The 17,925-nt window shown below is 65.1% G+C and carries 16 protein-coding genes; 4 read left to right on the top strand and 12 right to left on the bottom strand.

Annotated features, from left to right (window positions below):
- Positions 1-666, bottom strand: a 666-nt coding sequence (locus ACNKW1_RS09620; RefSeq protein WP_418364364.1) for a transposase, incomplete at its 3' end; no start/stop codon positions are given.
- 116 nt (positions 667-782) lie between these two features.
- Positions 783-1,052 (bottom strand): helix-turn-helix domain-containing protein, encoded by a 270-nt coding sequence (locus tag ACNKW1_RS09615; protein ID WP_418364363.1) that lies wholly within the window; start codon positions 1,050-1,052, stop codon positions 783-785.
- 126 nt (positions 1,053-1,178) lie between these two features.
- On the opposite strand from ACNKW1_RS09615, the gene ACNKW1_RS09610 reads away from it, so the two are divergent.
- Entirely contained in the window at positions 1,179-2,087 is a 909-nt protein-coding gene (locus ACNKW1_RS09610) for a DUF2726 domain-containing protein (RefSeq protein ID WP_418364362.1), read from the top strand.
- A gap of 227 nt (positions 2,088-2,314) precedes the next feature.
- Here ACNKW1_RS09610 and ACNKW1_RS09605 read toward each other — a convergent pair whose 3' ends face one another.
- From ACNKW1_RS09605 to ACNKW1_RS09575, 7 genes are all read right to left on the bottom strand, one after another.
- Positions 2,315-2,440 carry a hypothetical protein gene (locus ACNKW1_RS09605; protein WP_418364361.1) on the bottom strand — a complete coding sequence of 42 codons (126 nt, stop codon included), beginning with the start codon at positions 2,438-2,440 and terminating at the stop codon, positions 2,315-2,317.
- A gap of 237 nt (positions 2,441-2,677) precedes the next feature.
- Entirely contained in the window at positions 2,678-3,958 is a 1,281-nt protein-coding gene (gene cysN, locus ACNKW1_RS09600; RefSeq protein ID WP_418364360.1) for a sulfate adenylyltransferase subunit CysN, read from the bottom strand.
- 192 nt (positions 3,959-4,150) lie between these two features.
- Positions 4,151-5,065: a sulfate adenylyltransferase subunit CysD gene (gene cysD, locus ACNKW1_RS09595; protein ID WP_418364359.1), complete on the bottom strand. Its 915-nt coding sequence runs from the start codon at positions 5,063-5,065 to the stop codon at positions 4,151-4,153.
- A gap of 7 nt (positions 5,066-5,072) precedes the next feature.
- Positions 5,073-5,225 carry a hypothetical protein gene (locus tag ACNKW1_RS09590; RefSeq protein ID WP_418364358.1) on the bottom strand — a complete coding sequence of 51 codons (153 nt, stop codon included), beginning with the start codon at positions 5,223-5,225 and terminating at the stop codon, positions 5,073-5,075.
- Positions 5,226-5,229: 4 nt separating this feature from the next.
- Complete coding sequence (locus tag ACNKW1_RS09585; RefSeq protein ID WP_418364357.1) at positions 5,230-6,012, bottom strand: phosphoadenylyl-sulfate reductase; 783 nt, start codon at positions 6,010-6,012, stop codon at positions 5,230-5,232.
- Positions 6,009-6,563: a DUF934 domain-containing protein gene (locus ACNKW1_RS09580; protein ID WP_418364356.1), complete on the bottom strand. Its 555-nt coding sequence runs from the start codon at positions 6,561-6,563 to the stop codon at positions 6,009-6,011. Before ACNKW1_RS09580 ends, ACNKW1_RS09585 begins: the two co-directional genes overlap by 4 nt.
- Positions 6,556-8,238 carry a nitrite/sulfite reductase gene (locus ACNKW1_RS09575; protein WP_418364355.1) on the bottom strand — a complete coding sequence of 561 codons (1,683 nt, stop codon included), beginning with the start codon at positions 8,236-8,238 and terminating at the stop codon, positions 6,556-6,558. Before ACNKW1_RS09575 ends, ACNKW1_RS09580 begins: the two co-directional genes overlap by 8 nt.
- Positions 8,239-8,372: 134 nt before the next feature.
- Here ACNKW1_RS09575 and cysB point away from each other — a divergent pair, with 134 nt between their 5' ends.
- Positions 8,373-9,314, top strand: a complete 942-nt coding sequence (cysB, locus tag ACNKW1_RS09570; protein WP_418364354.1) for an HTH-type transcriptional regulator CysB — start codon at positions 8,373-8,375, stop codon at positions 9,312-9,314.
- 14 nt (positions 9,315-9,328) lie between these two features.
- Here the strand turns inward: cysB and ACNKW1_RS09565 are convergent, their stop codons facing one another.
- The 3 genes from ACNKW1_RS09565 to ACNKW1_RS09555 form a co-directional block, all read right to left on the bottom strand.
- The gene (locus tag ACNKW1_RS09565) at positions 9,329-10,321 is read right to left on the bottom strand and encodes an asparaginase (protein ID WP_418364353.1); all 993 of its coding nucleotides are present in this window, start codon (positions 10,319-10,321) and stop codon (positions 9,329-9,331) included.
- A 114-nt stretch (positions 10,322-10,435) separates the two neighbouring features.
- Complete coding sequence (locus tag ACNKW1_RS09560) at positions 10,436-12,196, bottom strand: cation:proton antiporter (protein ID WP_418364352.1); 1,761 nt, start codon at positions 12,194-12,196, stop codon at positions 10,436-10,438.
- A 32-nt stretch (positions 12,197-12,228) separates the two neighbouring features.
- Entirely contained in the window at positions 12,229-14,091 is a 1,863-nt protein-coding gene (locus ACNKW1_RS09555; RefSeq protein ID WP_418364351.1) for an ABCB family ABC transporter ATP-binding protein/permease, read from the bottom strand.
- Between the two features lie 424 nt (positions 14,092-14,515).
- On the opposite strand from ACNKW1_RS09555, the gene ACNKW1_RS09550 reads away from it, so the two are divergent.
- Together ACNKW1_RS09550 and ACNKW1_RS09545 are read left to right on the top strand one after the other, a co-directional pair.
- Positions 14,516-16,441, top strand: a complete 1,926-nt coding sequence (locus tag ACNKW1_RS09550) for a DUF1302 domain-containing protein (RefSeq protein ID WP_418364350.1) — start codon at positions 14,516-14,518, stop codon at positions 16,439-16,441.
- Positions 16,442-16,470: 29 nt separating this feature from the next.
- Positions 16,471-17,802 (top strand): DUF1329 domain-containing protein, encoded by a 1,332-nt coding sequence (locus tag ACNKW1_RS09545; protein ID WP_418364349.1) that lies wholly within the window; start codon positions 16,471-16,473, stop codon positions 17,800-17,802.
- Positions 17,803-17,925 lie beyond the last annotated feature (123 nt).

Raw genomic sequence — 17,925 nt, 5'->3', positions numbered from 1 at the left:
CGCATAACCGCCGGCCCGTCGCTTCAGGCTACGCCCTTCTTTGTCGAAGGTTTGGCGCAGCACCAGACCGGCCCGCTTGGCGAGCAGCACCAATTTACGGCGGGCTACATCGAGCAGCCGGCTGTCGGTGGGATAGGCGATGGCCTTCTCCTGCACCGTGGAGTCGACGATGACGCGCTCCAGATCCTTGGGGGCAATCGCCTTGATCGAGACTGCAGTTTCGATCGTCTTGGCCAACAACTCCTCAACCCCGGCATCACCGAGCACACGACGGAAACGCGTCAGGCCACTCGGGTCGCACGGCAGGCGGGTCTCGAAGTACGCGCTCCCGCAAAAGAACTGCCAGTAAGGGTTCTCGGCCCAGCGCTGAACCACGGTCTCGTCACTCTCGCCGAAAGCATGCTTGAGATACAACAAGCCCACCATCAACCGGATCGGCAGGCGCGGTCGTCCCGCTGCACTTGTGCCCGCACCCACCACGTGTGTCGTCGGGCCGAAGAGATCAACACCCTCGATCGCGCGGCCCTGACGATCCTTGCGAGTCAGACAGGGCGCAAGCGCCGCCTCAATCTGCGCCCACGGCATCCGCGTGGCCAGGACCGCCAGCGGGTGGCGAAGATCGATCATGGCGTCCAGCCGAGCGCGGAAAAAGTCCGGGGTGGTCATCGGGAGTGAGCTCTCAAAATCTTCCAGAAACTGAGCGTGATTGCACTGGAAACTGGGAGATCAGGCAAGGCCAAAATCGGTGTCAGCCCGCGTGAGGAAAGAAGGTGGGGGATTATTCAGGGGCGACTTGTTACGCTTTTCGCACCGGGCAAACATCGGGGGTCGTTCTCGCTGAACTCCAGCAACTTGGAAGCTGGGACATTAAGGGCTTCAGCCAGTCGGCAAATGTTCAGAAGCGCGATGTTACGGTGGCCGCGCTCTACCTCACCCAAGTAGCTTCTCGCCAAACCGCTCACGTGGGATAGCGTCTCCTGCGACAACCCCCGTTCGTGTCGCAAGGTCGCGAGCCGTTTGCCAAAGAGGATTCTGGGGTCGGAAGGTTGCACCGGGAGCCGTGAGGGTAATTTCGGCTGATGCTAGGTTTCCGCCCGATATAGGACCACGCGCTATAAGTGACAATTAGCGCGCCGAGCCCTACTATCCGGCCCCCGATAACTAAACACGACCACACAGTGGGCTCAAAATACGGCGAACTGGCGATCAAGCAGCTGCGCGATCATCTACACAAGCGAGAGCACGAAGCCTTTCTCTCCGCATTTCGGGCGCCCACTCTCCTTGTCCTCGCAATGCGAGACAACTACCTCAAGGCGCTTGGCGGTGAGGCTCTCTGCGTTCTCCTTGAAGAAGTGCCAGAACCACCCCCAGATATGCTGCGGCACTACGAGGCACTCCTCCTTGATGGCGCGCTACTGGTGCCGTGCGGCGTTGTCCTCGATCTGGCAAGGCGTCTGAAATCCAAACCCCTCCAGTTGCTTGGCGAGCGGGTTCGCTTACTCGAGAACAGGCTTTCCCGGGCGAAACCTCGGGAGCCTGTCCGCGAAGAGCAGATCGAGGACCTGAAGGCCCCCGTCATCGAAGTCCGTCGCTTCGTCCAGAGCACCTTCATGGAGTTCACTCCGCGCACGGCGGCGGAGACGCTGGGTATGCGAAAGTCGATTTTCCGCAGCGAACAAGAGCGAGCGTTCCAGAAAGCCCTGTCCCTGAGATTCCCGGCGCTCCTGGCTCTACCGAACTACGCTCTCGATCAGATCGCGGAGCTTTCAAGTCTGCGCAAGTATCTCGGGGAGCGGGTATGGTCGTACGGGCGGCATTGCCGGATTGACGCACTGCTCGTGCTGCCAGACGAGGGGCGCCCAGTCGCAGCGTTTGAGCTCGACAGTGGATACCATGACCAACCCGAGGCCCAGTTTCGCGACGAAATGAAGAACGCGATCTTCCGACTGCTCGGAATGCCATTCTTCCGGCTTCGGGTCGAGTCGCCGAGCTCAACAACCAGCGACGAGTGGTACGCGATCCTGACCGATGAGGTCGTACCAAGGTTGGACCTGGGGCGGCGCCTGCATTCCCAGGCGAGCGTTTAACTCGACAGCCCCGCCTATCGACACCATGAAGTGCTCCGTTGAGAACATGATCCTGGTGCTCTGGGATCTTGGTCAGGGCTGCCGAGTAAGTCAACGGCAGTCGCTTGAGAACGTAGCGAGTATTGGGTAGAGAAAAAAATGCCCAGAGACCGAAGCCTGAGAAAAATATTACTGTTAACAATCACAAATCTACGCTGTTACTCACTCACGCGAAACTATGATTGTTTTTACTCCACATAGTGGCTCATCTTGGTCTGGACATCGAGGTCACGCTTGCTGATCGCGACATGGGTGGCCGCGCAGCCGGAAAGGACGAGGGCGGTTACGGAGACGAGGGCAATTCGCTTGAGCATCGGAGGGCTTCCTTGGAAACGGGAAGGCATCGCTCGATGCACCCCCGATCCTGAATCCTGCTATGGGGTGCGTGCGATGCCATATGGAAAATGCGAAATGCATTGTATTCCATATGCTTTATTCATGCAGCGTGAATTCCTCGTGCTGTCGAGCGCTCCGCCGCGCCGCTTTGTTTTCGATGCATGCCTCGTCAAGTATGGCTGTCCGCGCGGTTCGACGTGCGGACGGCCTGCCGGTTAGCCGATCATGCCCGCGCCCACCGTGTTGTTCGTGCTCTCGTCGATGAGAATGAAGGCGCCGGTGGCGCGGTTGGCCTTATAGCGGTCGGCGACGATCGGCTGCGCGAGCTTGAGGCTGACGCGGGCGATGTCGTTCATCGCGAGGCCGCTGGTCTCTTCTCTCTCCAGCGTGTTCACGTCCAGCCGGTAATCGATCCGGGCGACCTTGGCCTTCACCTCGCGCGTGGTGTGGCGCACGAGATAGGTGCGCGCTGGCGACAGCGGCGTCTCGGACAGCCAGCACACCGTGGCGTCGATCTGCTTGACCGGTGCGGGCGCCTCGGCCGACTTGACGATGAGGTCGCCGCGCGAGATGTCGATCTCGTCTTCCAGCAACAGGGTCACCGACTGCTCGTGGATGGCACGCGGCAGGCTTGCGCCGCCGAGCTCGATGCGCTTGATGCGGCTGGTGGCGCCCGAGGGCAGCACGGTGACGGCGTCGCCGACGGCGATCTCGCCGGACTCGACGCGCCCCATGAAGCCACGGTAATCGTGCAGATCCGGGTTGGCCGAGTCCTGCGGGCGGCACACGTACTGCACCGGGAAGCGGAAGTCCTCAGCCTGCTCGGTGTGGGCGGCGGGGGCGTTCTCGAGGATGTCGAGGAGCGTGGGGCCGTCGTACCAGGCGAGGCGCTCGCCGCGATCGACGATCATGTCGCCGGCCAGCGCCGAAATCGGGATGAAGCGCACGTCATTGATGCCGAGCCTGGCGGCGAAGGCGAGGTAGTCGGCCTTGATGCGTTCGAACACGGCCTCGTCGTAGTCGACGAGGTCCATCTTGTTGACCGCGACCACCAGGTGGGGGATGCCGACCAGGCTGGCGAGGTAGGAGTGGCGGCGGGTCTGGGTGAGCACGCCCTTGCGCGCATCGATGAGGATGATGGCGAGGTTGGCGGTGGACGCTGCGGTCACCATGTTGCGGGTGTACTGCTCGTGGCCGGGGGCGTCGGCGATGATGTACTTGCGCCGGCCGGTGGAGAAGTAGCGGTAGGCGACGTCGATGGTGATGCCCTGCTCGCGCTCGGCCTGGAGGCCGTCGGTCAGAAGGGAGAGGTCGACCGCGCTCATGCCACGCTTGGCGGAGGTCTTCTCGATGGCGTTGAGGGTGTCGGCGAGGATGGTCTTGGTGTCGAACAGGAGGCGCCCGATCAGGGTGCTTTTGCCGTCGTCTACGCTGCCGCAGGTGAGGAAGCGCAGCAGGCCGTTGTCGATATCGGGGAGGTGCTCAAGGGCGGACATGGTCATTATTCCTTCAATCTTTCTTAAGGGTGGTGCCGGCGAACCGCCGTGGCCCCGCCGGGTATTCCTTCCGAAGGCTGCACCGCTACGCGGTGCTTGGCGGAGGGTACGCAAATGAGCGCGCTTCGCGCTTAGACAATCCTCGCCTTCTCCAGGATTACCCGACATGCCCCCGGCTACGTAGCGTGATGGTCAGAAGTAGCCTTCTTTCTTGCGCTGCTCCATTGACGCTTCCGAGGTCTGGTCATCCATCCGCGTCGCGCCGCGCTCGGTGATCGTCGTCGTCGCGGTCTCGGCGAGGATCTTCTCCACCGTATCCGCATCCGACTCCACAGGCGCCGTGCAGGTGATGTCGCCCACGGTGCGGAAGCGCACCAGCACGTCCTCCACCACGTCGCCATCCCTGGCCGGGGTTACGTCGGTCACCGGCTGCAGCAGCCCGCTCCTGCGCACCACCGGACGGGTGTGGGCGAAGTAGATCGACGGCAACTCCAGTTGTTCGCGGGCGATGTACTGCCACACATCGAGCTCGGTCCAGTTGCTGATCGGGAAGGCACGGATGTTCTCGCCCTTGTGCGAACGCGCGTTGTACAGATTCCACAACTCGGGACGCTGGTTCTTCGGGTCCCACTGACCGAACTCGTCGCGGAAGCTCATGATCCGTTCCTTCGCGCGCGCCTTCTCCTCGTCGCGGCGGGCGCCGCCGATGCAGGCGTCGAAGCCGAACTCCTCGATCGCCTCCAGCAGCGTCACCGACTGGTGCTTGTTGCGCGACTCGCCGGCGTGCTTCAGCACCACCGTGCCACGTGCCATCGAGTCCTCCACCGAGCGCACGATCAGGCGTTCGCCCAGCTCGGCTGCGCGCTTGTCGCGGAAGTCGGTCACTTCCTTGTAGTTGTGGCCGGTGTCGATGTGCATCAGCGGGAAGGGGAAGCGGCCCGGGCGGAAGGCCTTCTCGGCCAGGCGCAGCAGGCAGATCGAGTCCTTGCCGCCGGAGAACAGCAGCACCGGGTTGGCGCACTGGCCGGCAACTTCGCGCAGGATGTGGATGGCTTCGGCCTCGAGCCAGTCGAGGTGGGACAGCGTCTGTTTGGTCAGCGTGGACATGGTGCGTTTACCGTTGCGGATGCTTGATCGGATGTGTTCTGAGCGCGCGCAGCGCGGCCTTCAGTCCGGCACTCAGGGCGTCGAGGCGATGCTGCAGGCTGCGGCGGCCGGCGCCGATCGCCGGGCTGCGCGGGGCTTGGGCGGGATGCTTGCCGTTCATGGTCTCAACCCTCCTTGGCGTGCAGTCCGCACTCCTTGGTCTCGGGGTTCTCCCACCACCAGCGTCCGGCGCGCACGTCCTCACCGGCGGCGATGGCGCGCGTGCAGGGGGCGCAGCCGATGCTGGGGTAGAACTGGTCGTGGAGCGCGTTGTAGGGGACCTCGTTGATCCGGATATAGGCCCACACCTCGGTCTCCGTCCAGTCCGACAGCGGGTTGAGCTTCTCCAGTCCGTTGCCGGCGTCGAATTCGCGCAGCGGCAGGCCGGCGCGGGTCACCGACTGGGCGGTGCGCAGGCCGGTGATCCAGGCTTTGCGGCCGGCGAGCGCGCGACGCAGCGGTTCCATCTTGCGCACGCCGCAGCAGGTCTTGCGCAGCTCGACCGAGTCGTAGAAGGCGTTGATGCCATGGCTGCGCACGTAGGCCTCGACCGCGCCGGCGTCGGGGAAGTAGATCTCGAGCTTGCGGCCGTAGCGGCGTTCGACCTCGCCGATCAGGCTGTAGGTTTCGGCGGGCAGGCGGCCGGTGTCGAGCGAGAACACGGTGATCGGCAGCGCGTGCGACAGGATCAGGTCGGTCAGCACCATGTCCTCGGCGCCAAAGCTGTTGGCGAAGGCGAGCTCGCCCTGCGCCCCGAACTCGGCCACTGCCTCGCGCAGCAGTGCCAGGGCCGTGGCCGCCTTGGCGCCGACCGTGGTGTGCAGGGCGTTGGTCAGGGGCGGTCGGGTGGCCGGGTTGGTGGCTGGGTTGGCGGCCGCCGGACGCAGGATCGAGACGCTAGCGCTCATGGCTGCACCTGTGGGTCGGCCCCGCGCTCGACGCGGCGGAACAGCGGCAACGGATCCTTCACGGAGCGCTGGTAGGGCTGGGTGAAGTCATCGATGCTGGAGATCGCCGCTTCGAGCTGTTCGGCGGTGTAGCGGCCGGCGCGAGGCTGCAGGGCATCGAAGCCGCAGCGTGTCATGTAGTTGAACTGGTCGCGCAGGACCTCGCCGATCGCACGCAGCTCGCCCTGGTAGCCGTATCGGCTGCGCAGCAGGGTGGCGGCCGAATAGCTGCGGCCGTCGGTGAACTTGGGGAAGTGCAGGCCGATGACCTGCAGCACCTCCAGATCGGCGGCCAGCGCGGCGACCTCCTCGCCGGCGGCCAGCCATACGCCCAGGGCGCCGCTGCGTGCACGCGCCAGGAGTTCGTCACGGCGGGCCTGCCATACGGCAAGCGGCACCAGCACCGGGCCGGCGGGCACGGCGATGTCGGCTGCGGCTTCACCCTCGGCGAGTTGGACGATCAGGCGGTCATCTTCGATGACGCGACCGTTCTTCAGGATCCTGTCAGACATGGGCGGCTTTCCTTTGCGGCTGGCGGTCGGCATACACGCGGGCCTTGAAGGGCTCGGTGCCGACGCGTTGTACGGTGTCGATGAAGCGCTCGTCTTCATGGCGCAGTTCGACATAGGTTTCGAGCAGCTTCTCGATCACGTCGACCACCTCATCCTGTGCAAACGACGGGCCGATCACCTTGCCGAGCGTGGTGCCGTTGCCCTGGGTGCCGCCGACGGTGATCTGGTACCACTCCTCGTCGTTCTTATCGACGCCGAGGATGCCGATGTGGCCGACGTGGTGGTGGCCGCAGGAGTTCATGCAGCCGGAGATGTTGAGCTCGATCTCGCCGATGTCGTGCTGGTAGTCGAGGTCGTCGAAGCGGCGCTGGATGGCGTCGGCGACCGGGATCGAGCGCGCGTTGGCGAGGCTGCAGAAGTCGCCGCCGGGGCAGCAGATGATGTCGGTCAGCAGGCCGATGTTCGGTGTCGCCAGCCCGGCCTCGCGCGCCGCCTGCCACAGCGCGAAGAGGTCGGTGCGGCGCACGTCGGCGAGCGCGACGTTCTGCTCGTGCAGCATGCGCGCCTCACCGAAGCTGAAGCGCTCGGCGAGGTCGGCGATTGCGTCCATTTGTTCGGCGGTGACGTCACCTGGGGCGGTGCCGGTCTTCTTCAGCGACAGGACCACCGCGGCGTAGCCGGGCTGGCGGTGGGCGCGCACGTTGCGCTTGATCCAGGTGGCGAAGGCCTTGTTGCCGGCGAGCAGTTCGTCGAAGGCGGCGTCCTGCGCGGGGAGGGCTTCGTAGGCGGGGGGGGCGAAGTGGGCTGACACGCGGGCCAGTTCGGCCTCGGTGATCGTGTTGGGGCCGTCCTTGGAGTTCGCCCACTCCTCTTCGACCTGGCGGCCGAACTCTTCTGGCCCGAGCGCCTTCACGAGGATCTTGATGCGCGCCTTCCACAGGTTGTCGCGGCGGCCCCAGCGGTTATAGACGCGCAGGATGGCCTCGCAGTAGCTGATCAGGTGCTGCCAGGGCAGGAAGGGCTTGATCTCCTCGCCCAGGATCGGGGTGCGGCCGAGGCCACCGCCCACCAGCACGCGAAAGCCGAGCTCGCCGGCTGCGTTGCGCACCAGGTCGAGGCCGATGTCGTAGACGCGCAGCACCACGCGGTCTTCAGCCGCGCTGTTGAAGGCGATCTTGAACTTGCGCGGCAGGAAGGCGAACTCCGGGTTGTAGGTCGCCCACTGGCGCAGAATCTCGGCGAAGGGGCGAGGATCGGCAACTTCGTCGGCTGCCACGCCGGCGAAGGGGTCGGCGGTGATGTTGCGGATGCAGTTGCCCGAGGTCTGGTTGGCGTGCATCTGCACGCTGGCCAACTCGGCGAGCATCTCCGGCACGTCTTCCAGCTTGGGCCAGTTGAACTGCACGTTGGTGCGCGTGGTGAAGTGGGCGTAGCCGCGGTCGTAGCTGCGTGCGAGGTGGGCGAGCTTGCGAAGCTGGCGGCTGGCGAGGTGGCCGTAGGGCACCGAGATGCGGAACATCGGCGCGTGGCGCTGGATGTAGAGGCCGTTCTGCAGGCGCAGCGGACGGAACTCGTCATCGGGCAGCTCGCCGGCCAGGTGGCGCCGCATCTGGTCGCGAAACTGGGCGACGCGCTCGTCGAGCAGGCGCTGGTCGTGTTCGTCGTACTGGTACATGGCTCTCTCTGTCGTGACCGGATGGGGCCGGCGCTTCGGTGCCGGATGGTGCAGCGCATCGTAAGCACTCTGTTTAAGCGCATGAAGCGGTTTGAGGTTAGACTTTAAGAACTCATTGTTATATGTGGTGCCCAATGAACCTGCAGCAACTCCGCTATGTGCATGAGGTCGCCCGCCGTGGGCTCAACGTATCCGATGCGGCCGATGCACTATTCACTTCGCAGCCCGGGGTCTCGAAGCAGATCCGCCTGCTCGAATCCGAGCTTGGTATCGAGATCTTCACGCGGCACGGCAAGCGCCTGGTGGCGGTCACCGAGCCGGGGCGTGCGGTGCTTGCAATCGCCGAACGCGTGCTGCGCGACCTGGACAACCTGCAGCAGGTGGGCGACGAGTTTGCCAACGAGTCGGTCGGTAGCCTTTCGATCGCGACCACCCACACTCAGGCGCGCTACGTGCTGCCCGATGTGATCCGCCGCTTCATGCAGCGCTATCCGCAGGTCAGGCTGGAACTGCATCAGGGCAATCCGCGCCAGGTGTGCGAGATGGCGCTGGACGGCACGGCCGATATCGCGATTGCGACCGAGGCCATCGCCGAGTATGACGATCTGGTGATGCTGCCCTGCTACCAGTGGAACCGCTGTGTGGTGGCCACGCCCCGTCACCCCATCCTGCAGGCTGCGCCGCTCACGCTGGAGGCGATCGCACGCTACCCCCTGATCACCTACGACGACGCATTCACCGGGCGTGGCCAGATCAACAAGGCCTTCCTGGGACGCGGCCTCAAGCCCAACGTCGTGCTGAGCGCGATCGACTCGGACGTGATCAAGAAGTACGTGGAGATGGACCTGGGCATCGGCATCCTCGCGCGCATGGCCTACGACCCGGCGGAGGACCGCAAGCTGGGCATGGTGGATGCCGCCCATCTGTTCGAGTCGAGCACGACGCGCATCGGGCTGCGCAAGCGGGCCTGGTTGCGTGCCTACGTGTATGCCTTCATCGAGGGGTTCGCGCCGCAGCTGTCGCGGCGCATCGTCGAGGCTGCGGTTGCCGGCGGAGGCTCCGATCCGGGCTTGTGATGCAGGGTGCGCGCTCAGCAGCGCTCGAACCAGCGCCGCAGCCGCGCGCCGCGCAGACCGCCCCCCAGGCCTGCGATCAGGCGCACGCGTGCCTTGAGCGCATCGAGTGGCCCTGGGCTGAGCCAGTTGGCGGGGAGCGCTTCGCGCGGAGCGCTCACCCCGCCGCCGCAGCGACTCGCCAGCACCACGGGGACGTTGTTTGGCAGGGCTTCGAGCGCGGGGCGCCAGGCGTCCGGGAGGCTGGCGTTGCCCGGCAGTGCCAGCACCAATCCCGCAGCCCCGGTCAGCAGGCTGGCCTTGGCAAGCGCGCGGGCAACCGCCGAGGCGAGGGCGGGTGAACTGCCGGCCGCGACCGTCAGCAGCTCCACCGGAGGTAGCGCCTGCGCGTCGGGTGCGATCGAGATGCGGCTGTACCGGTAAGGCGCCAGGGCCTGCAGTGCAGCGTCGCTTGCCAGCACGGTGAGGGCCTCGGCATGCGCGAAGGCATCCACCGCCGAGGGGTGGCGTTTGCTCGTACAGGCTGCGGGCAGGATGCGGTCGCCCAGTACCGCGAGCACCCCCGCGCGACCGGCCGCCGGCCTGCATGCCAGCTCTACCGCCTGGTAGAGGTTGAGCGGGCCGTCTGCCGACAGTGCAGTGGCGGGTCGCATCGCAGCCGTCATCACCACCGGCTTGTTGGTGGCGACGGTGATGTGCAGGAAATACGCCGTCTCTTCCAGCGTATCGGTCCCATGTGTGATTACGATGCCGTCGATCGCAGGGTCCTCGGCCAGCGTCTGTACCCGGCGCGACAGCAACAGCCAGTGCTGTGGGGTGATGTCGCGGCTGTCGAGGCGGAATAACTGCTCGGGCACCAGCTCGGCCAGCCGGGTGAGGGGCGGGATGGCCTCGAGCAGGGCCTCGATCCCAAGCTGACCGGCAACGTAGCTGCGGGTGTCGGCGGCCGAATCGGCGGTGCCGGCGATGGTGCCACCGGTGGCGAGGAGGGCGATGCGGGGTTTGCGCATGGCGGAGAGCTGATTCGGGCGAGTTGGTTGGTCGGGCGGTCGGTCGCGGCAGGGCTGCGGGGCGGCGGGCTGTTCAGGGCAAACGAGAGCCGTTCAGGGGTGCTGAGGGGCGGATTATGGCCCGGGTGTGCAGCAATCGCGCAAGGCCAAGATACGTCGCTCGCGCTCCTGCTCGAGCTGGCGCAGCGCGGCCTCTGGCGGCACGCCGAGCGTCTCTAGGACCCAGCTCGTGAGCTTGAGGCTGGACTCCAGGGTTTCGGGCACGACCACCGAGGCGCCGGCCTCGCGCAGCAGCAGTGCGTGCTTCTCGTCGCGTGCGCGGGCGATGATGCGCATCATCGGCACCATCCGCCTTACGGCATGCACGGCGTGGATCGCCGCTGCGGTGTGGTCCATGGTCAGCACCACGGCACGTGCCTCGTCGATGCGCAGCTTGCGCAGCAGTTCGGGCCGGCTGGCATCCCCGAACACCAGGGGTGTGCCGGCCTTGCGTTGGTGGGCAACGAGCTGGGCGTTGTTCTCGATCGCAACGTAGCGCACACCTTGCTGGTCGAGCATCTGCCCCACGAGCTGACCGACCCGGCCATAGCCGGCGATGATCACATGACCGTACAGTTCGCCGATGCCCGTGTCTTCTCCTTCGGGCTCCGGTGTGGCAATGCGGCGGTCGATGGCGTCGCCCAGGCTCTGGCCCAGACGCGCCACCACCGGCGCCGCCAGCATCGAGACGCCGACCACGATCAGCATGAACTGGCCGGTCTGGCGCTCGAGCAGTCCGAGGCCGAGCGCCATGCCGATCACGATGAAGGCGAACTCGCCGCCCTGGCTCAGCAGCAGTCCGCCCTCTGCAGCGCGCCCCCAAGACAGGCCGAACACCCGCAGCAGCACGAACACGATCAGGCTCTTCAGCGCGAGCAGGCCCACTATCGACAGCGGAATCCACAACGGCTCCGCGAGCAGCGCACGCAGGTCGATGCCCATGCCCACGGACATGAAGAAAAGACCCATCAGCAGGCCCTTGAAGGGTTCGATGGTGATCTCGACCTCGTGGCGGAACTCGGTTTCGGCGATGATCAGGCCGGCCAGGAGGGCTCCCAGCGCCATCGAGAGTCCCGCGAACCAGGTCAGCGCCGCCACGCCGAGGGTGGTCAGCAGGGTGAGTGCGGTGAAGGTGTCGGGCTGCTTGTCCACCGCGATCTGGTGGAACAGCGGTCGCACCAGCCGCCGTCCGACAAGGTAGATCACCACGACCGTGAGCACGCCCTTGACGACCGCGTAGCCGAGCAGTCCGGCGAAGCTGCCTTCGCCGGAAGAGGTACCGAGAATGCTGATCAGTACCAGCAGCGGCACCACCGCGAGATCCTGGAAGAGCAGGATTGCGAATGCGGACTGGCCAAGCGGCGTGCCAAGCTCGCGGCGCTGGATCAGTAGTTGCATGACGATCGCGGTCGAGGAGAAGGCGATCACTACGCCGAGGATGACCGCAGCCTCGATACCGTTGCCGAAGGCCATCGCCAGCCCGCCGATCGCCACTGCGGAGAGCACGACCTGCAGCCCGCCCAGTCCGAATACCATCCGGCGCATCGACCACAGGCGCTCGACGGATAGCTCCAGGCCGATCATGAACATCAGGAAGATCACGCCGAGTTCGGCAAGGAAGGCGACCTGGTCCGGGCGCACGAAGGTGAACCACGACAGGGGCGGCCAGGCCTGTGCGAGCGAAGCGAGGCCGTACGGGCCAAGCAGCACGCCCACGGACAGGAAGCCGAGCACCGGATTGATCTTCAGGCGCGAGAGCAGCGGCATCAACACGCCACTGAGCGCAAGGAAGAGGATGATTTCCTTCAGGAAGGGAAAACTGTCGTGGGCGTCCATGCAGGCCTGGGTGGGGGATGGATGCTTTCAGTTTATGCCACGCCGCCCGCGGCTGCGCCGAACGATTCGGCGTGCGCGCCCTCGTCGCCGAGGGCAATCGCAGCCTCTTCCTGCTGCTGCAGCATCCACATCTGCGCATAGGCACCGCCTTGCGCCAGCAGCGAGGTATGGCGGCCGCGCTCGACGATGCGCCCCTTGTCCAGCACGATGATCTCGTCCGCACTCATGATCGTCGACAGCCGATGCGCGATCACCAGCGCAGTGCGTCCTTCTGCGGCGCGCTCGATCTGCGCCTGGATGGCCTTCTCGGTCTTCGAGTCCAGCGCCGAGGTGGCCTCGTCGAAGATCAGGATTGCCGGGTTCTTCAACAGTGCACGCGCAATCGCGACGCGCTGCTTCTCACCGCCCGACAGCTTCAGCCCGCGCTCGCCGACGCGGGTGTCGTAGCCGTCGGGCAACTGACGGATGAAATCTTCAAGTTGCGCGGCGCGCGCGGCAGCTTCGACGTCTGCGCGGCTGGCCGTGGGGCGGCCGTACTGGATGTTGTAGTACAGCGTGTCGTTGAACAGCACCGTGTCCTGGGGAACGATGCCGATCGCCGCACGCAGGCTGTCCTGGGAGAGGCTGCGCAGGTCGTGGCCGTTGATGCGGATCGCGCCGCCCTGCACGTCGTAGAAGCGGTACAGCAGGCGGGCCAGGGTCGACTTGCCCGAGCCGGAGTGGCCGACCACCGCCACCGTTCTGCCTGCGGGGATGTCGAAATCCACCTCGAAGAGGATCGGGCGCTTGGCGTCGTAGGCGAAGCTCACGTTCTCGAAGCACACGCTCGCCGGCCCGGCGGGCAGGGCGCGGGCGTCGGGCGCGTCGGCGATCTCCCGATGGGTGTGCATGAGGCCGAACATGCGCTCGATGTCGGTCAGCGACTGGCGGATCTCGCGATAGAGGACACCGAGGAAGTTGAGCGGGATGTAGAGCTGGATCATGAAGGCGTTGACCAGCACGATGTCGCCAATCGTCATCTCACCGCTGGCCACCCGGTCGGCCGCCTGCCACATCATTGCCGTCACCGCGACCGCGATGATCGCTGCCTGGCCGACGTTGAGTGCAGACAGCGAGTACTGGTTGGTGACTTGCGCCTTGGTCCATTTCTGCAACTGCTCGTCGTAGCGCCTGGCTTCGAACTCCTCGTTGTTGAAATACTTCACCGTCTCGTAGTTGATCAGGCTGTCGATCGCGCGCGCGTTGGCGGCGGAGTCGAGTTCGTTGGCTTCGCGCCGCAGCGTGGTGCGCCAGTTCGTCACCTTGACGGTGAAGAGGATGTAGATCGTTAGCGCGGACAGCGTGATGAGCGCGAACACCGCGTCGTAGTTCACCAGCAGGATGCCGATCACCATGCCGATCTCGATCAGCGTGGGCAGGATCGAATACAACGTATAGCTGATCAGTGAGCCGATCGAGCGCGTGCCGCGCTCGATGTCGCGGGTGAGGCCGCCGGTCTGGCGCTCGAGGTGGAAGCGCAGCGACAGCGCGTGCAGGTGGCGGAATACGCGCAGCGAGATCTCGCGTACCGCCTGCTGGGTCACGCGCGCGAACACCACCTCTCGCAACTCGGTCAGCAGCGAGGTGGAGAAGCGCAGTGCGCCATAGGCCAGCAGCAGCGCCGCCGGCACCACGATGAAGGCCTGTTCCGGGGTGATCGTGAGGTCATCGATCAGGTGCTTGAAGATGATCGGCACCGACACGTTGGCGCCCTTGGCCGCGACCAGACAGGCGAGGGCGAACAGTACCCGTCCCTTGTAGGCCCAGATGAAGGGGAAGAGGCTCTTCAGCGTCTGCCAGTCGTGGCGCTGACTGGGTTCGGGGCCAGGGAGTGCAGCGGCTGGGGCACGTCTCATGTGAATTCCGTGGGGCGGTGTTGCGGTGAGTGTTGCGCGGGCAGGCAGCGGTGGTCGAGCCTGGAGGTCGGCGGGTAAGCGCGGATTCTGTTGGCCAGCCAGGATGGCGTCAAATTCCAGACCTTCCGCGCAAAAAAACACGCATGCTCAGCTTGACTTCCGCGGCGGACTTTGTAGGATTCAAACAAACGTTCGAATTAGTTCTTTCGATACGCTCATCGCAGAAACGATGGGTGGCTCACGCAGGCCGGACGGTGCATACGCGTTTTTCCCGAGGAGACACGGAACGCGGACTTGCGCATGCTCGGTATCGGTGTTTGCGCGATGCGCTCGGTATGCGATGCGTGTTTCGCAGAATCTTGGCCACGTCTACAACAAGATTTTCCGCCAGTTGGCGGCGAAATCGCCCATGAGGAGGAGTCAAATGAGTCGGAGTCATTCAGCAGCGCAGCCGCGCCGCCCCGGGCTGGCGCTCGGTACCCTGGCAGCTTCCGTTGCCCTGGCCTTTGCTGCGCCCACCGCGGTGCATGCGTTCGAGTTCACCAGTGCCAGCGGCGAGGTGACGGGCAGTTTCGATACCACGCTTTCGGTCGGCGGCCTGTGGCGGATGCAGGATCGCGAGTCTTCGCTGATCAGCATCGCCAACGGCGGTACCTCGCGCGACCCCAACTCCGATGACGGCAACCTCAAGTACGACAAGGGTGACATGGTTTCGCTGGCCTTCAAGGCCACGCACGACCTGGAGCTGAGCTACCGGAACTTCGGCGCCTTCTTCCGTGGCACCTATTTCTACGACCACGCCTTCATGCACAAGAGCGGCATGAGCAATGCCGCGCGCGGTGAACTCGGGCGCGATGCGGAGCTGCTCGACGCCTATGTGCGCGGGCGCTTCGACGTTGGCGGTCGGGCGCTCAATGTGCGTGCCGGTCGCCAGGTGGTGAGCTGGGGCGAGAGCACCTTCATCCAGAACGGCATCAATGTCCTCAACCCGGTCAACGTCAGCCGCTTGCGCGTGCCCGGCTCCGAACTCAAGGAAGGCCTGACCCCGATCGGCATGCTGTGGGCTTCGCAGGAACTCACCGACAACGTCTCCGCTGAAGTCGTGTGGATGGCGGAGTGGGAGAAGACCAAGATCGAGCCGGCGGGGACCTTCTTCAGCACCAACGACTTCGTGTCTGCGGGGGGCAACATCGCCTACACCGGCTTTGGCCGGCTGAATGACGGCAACAAGCCGCCGATGATGTACATGGGACCGACCACGCCCGCCCAGCTTTTCGCGCCTCGTGCGGATGACCGGGAGCCGGGGAATGGCGGCGAGTACGGTCTTGCGTTGAGGATGCTGGTACCTGAGTGGAACTACACCGAATTCGGCCTTTATCACGTGAACTACCACAGCCGGATTCCGTTCGTTTCGGGCTACCGGGGAGGGTACTCGACCCACGGCACGCCGATTCCCGGCTGCAACGTGTTCGATCCTGTCGTCGCCTCAGGGGCAAGCGGCTTGCCGGGCGGGTGCGCCTACGCGAGCGGTCGTGGCGGGGAGTATTTCGTCGATTATCCAGAGAACATCAAGCTGTTCGGTTTGAGCTTCAACACCGCAGGTCCGGCCGGCATCGCCCTGCAGGGGGAGTACTCATATCGCAAGAACCAGCCGGTCCAGTTGCCGTCGGCAGAATTGCTGCTTGCAGCGCTGGGTGCGCCCAACCAGATCACGGGCACGGGCGTGACGCAGGTGGGGCCGAGCACATTCGTTCCGACTGCCTTCCTGAAGCCCTATGGCGAGGAGATCACGGGGTATCGCCGCGTGAAGATGCATCAGGTTCAGCTGACCGGTACCAAGGCGGTGCCGCAGGTGCTGGGTGCAGAGCAGATGGTCGTGGTCGGAGAGATCGGCTATACGCATCTGAATCTGCCTTCGAATCTGAAGTTCGCAGCATCCGGCTGCCATCTGCCGCAGGTGGGTTCGTCGACGGCCACTTCGTTCGGCGCCACCAGCGCCGGTTGCTTCATGACGGAAAACTCGTGGGGGTATCGGCTGCTTGCCCGCTTCGAGTACCCGAACGCGGTTGCCGGTGTGAACCTCTCGCCGCGCATCGCGTTTTCGCATGACGTCAGCGGCAGGGGGCCGACCTTCAATGAAGGGGCCAAGGCCGTCACGCTGGGGCTGGGCATGAACTACCGGCAGAACTGGCAGGCCGACATTGCGTACAGCTCCTTCTTCGGTGGCAAGAAGATCACGGGGGTCGATCCGAGCCCGAATCCGTATGGCCAGCCGCAGACCTACGCCAGCCACACCAACCCGCTCTACGACCGCGATTTCCTCTCGGTCAGCGTCAGCTACTCGTTCTGAGCACCCACCGGATTCTGGAGACTCAAGTTATGCGCAAGACACTCACGATTCTCGGCGCAGCGCTCGCGGTGGCGCTGGCCACACCGGCCCTGGCCGATGCCTCGCGGCTGGGCAAGGACCTGACGCCCATGGGGGCCGAACTCGCCGGCAACGCGGCGGGCACCATTCCCGCCTGGGACGGCGGCCTGAAAGCCGCTCCGGCGGGTCATGAGGCGGGCGGGCACTATGCCGACCCCTTCGCAGCCGACAAGCCGTTGTTCACGATCGACGCCAGCAACCACGCGCAGCATGCCGACAAGCTCACCCCGGGCCAGCTCGAGATGCTCAAGACCTACGGCACCTGGAAGCTGAACGTCTACCCGACGCGGCGCAGCGCGGCCTTCCCGCAGGGGCACTACGAGCAGACCGTCGCCAACGCCAGCCGCGCCAGGCTGGTCGACGGTGGACGCACGGTTGAAGGCACCACGGGCGGCATCCCCTTCCCGATTCCGCAGAACGGCGCCGAGGCGATCTGGAACCACCTCGCCCGCTACCGCGGCGAGGCCTATGCGATGAACTGGAGCCAGGCAGCGGTGACACGCCAGGGCACCTACACGCCGGTGCGCTTCGAGTACCAGTACGACTTCCACTACGGCAGCCTGAACAAGTCGCCGGAGCAGATCGAGCAGGGCAAACTGTTCAACTTCCTGCAAACGGTGACCGCGCCGGCCCGACTGGCGGGGCAGATCCTGCTGGTGCACGAGTTCCTCGACCGCCGCCAGGCCTGGACCTACAACCCCGGCCAGCGCCGCGTGCGCCTGGCGCCCAATGTCGCCTATGACAACCCGGGCACAGCGGCCGACGGTCTGCGCACCAACGACGACTTCGACATGTACAACGGCGCCATCGACCGTTACGACTGGAAGCTCGTAGGCAAGAAGGAGATCTACGTTCCTTACAACAGCTACAAGCTGGTGGGCAACACGGTGAAGATGGCTGACGTGCTGCAGGCCGGGCACCTGAATCCCGAGCACGCGCGCTACGAGCTGCACCGTGTGTGGGTGGTGGATGCGACGCTGAAGGACGGCACCAGCCACAGCTACAAGCGCCGGACGTTCTACCTCGACGAGGATTCGTGGTCGATCCTGGTGATCGACAAATACGACGCTCGTGACCAGCTGTGGCGGGTGTCGGAGCTGCACACCGTGAACTGGTACGACATTCCGATGCTGTACCCGAGCCTGGAGGTGCACCACGACCTGCAGTCCGGCCGCTACATCGCGATGGGCCTGCGTAACGACGAGCCGCGCGTCTATCAGGCGATCGATGCGCGTCCGGCGGACTTCACGCCGGCGGGCCTGCGCGGCGCGGGTACGCGCTGATGCGGCAAGCCCGGCCTGCCGAGGCCGGGCGTTTTCGTTCGTCGGGCTGCGGGTCGCCCGTCCCCGACGAACGGCAAGACCTCTTTCCTGTCCTGACTGCCGGCCCCTTGCAAGGGCGCGGCA

Source organism: Thauera sp. WH-2, assembly GCF_048321015.1.
Classification (GTDB): Bacteria; Pseudomonadota; Gammaproteobacteria; order Burkholderiales; family Rhodocyclaceae; genus Thauera.
This window is presented reverse-complemented; position numbering and strand designations above follow the sequence as displayed.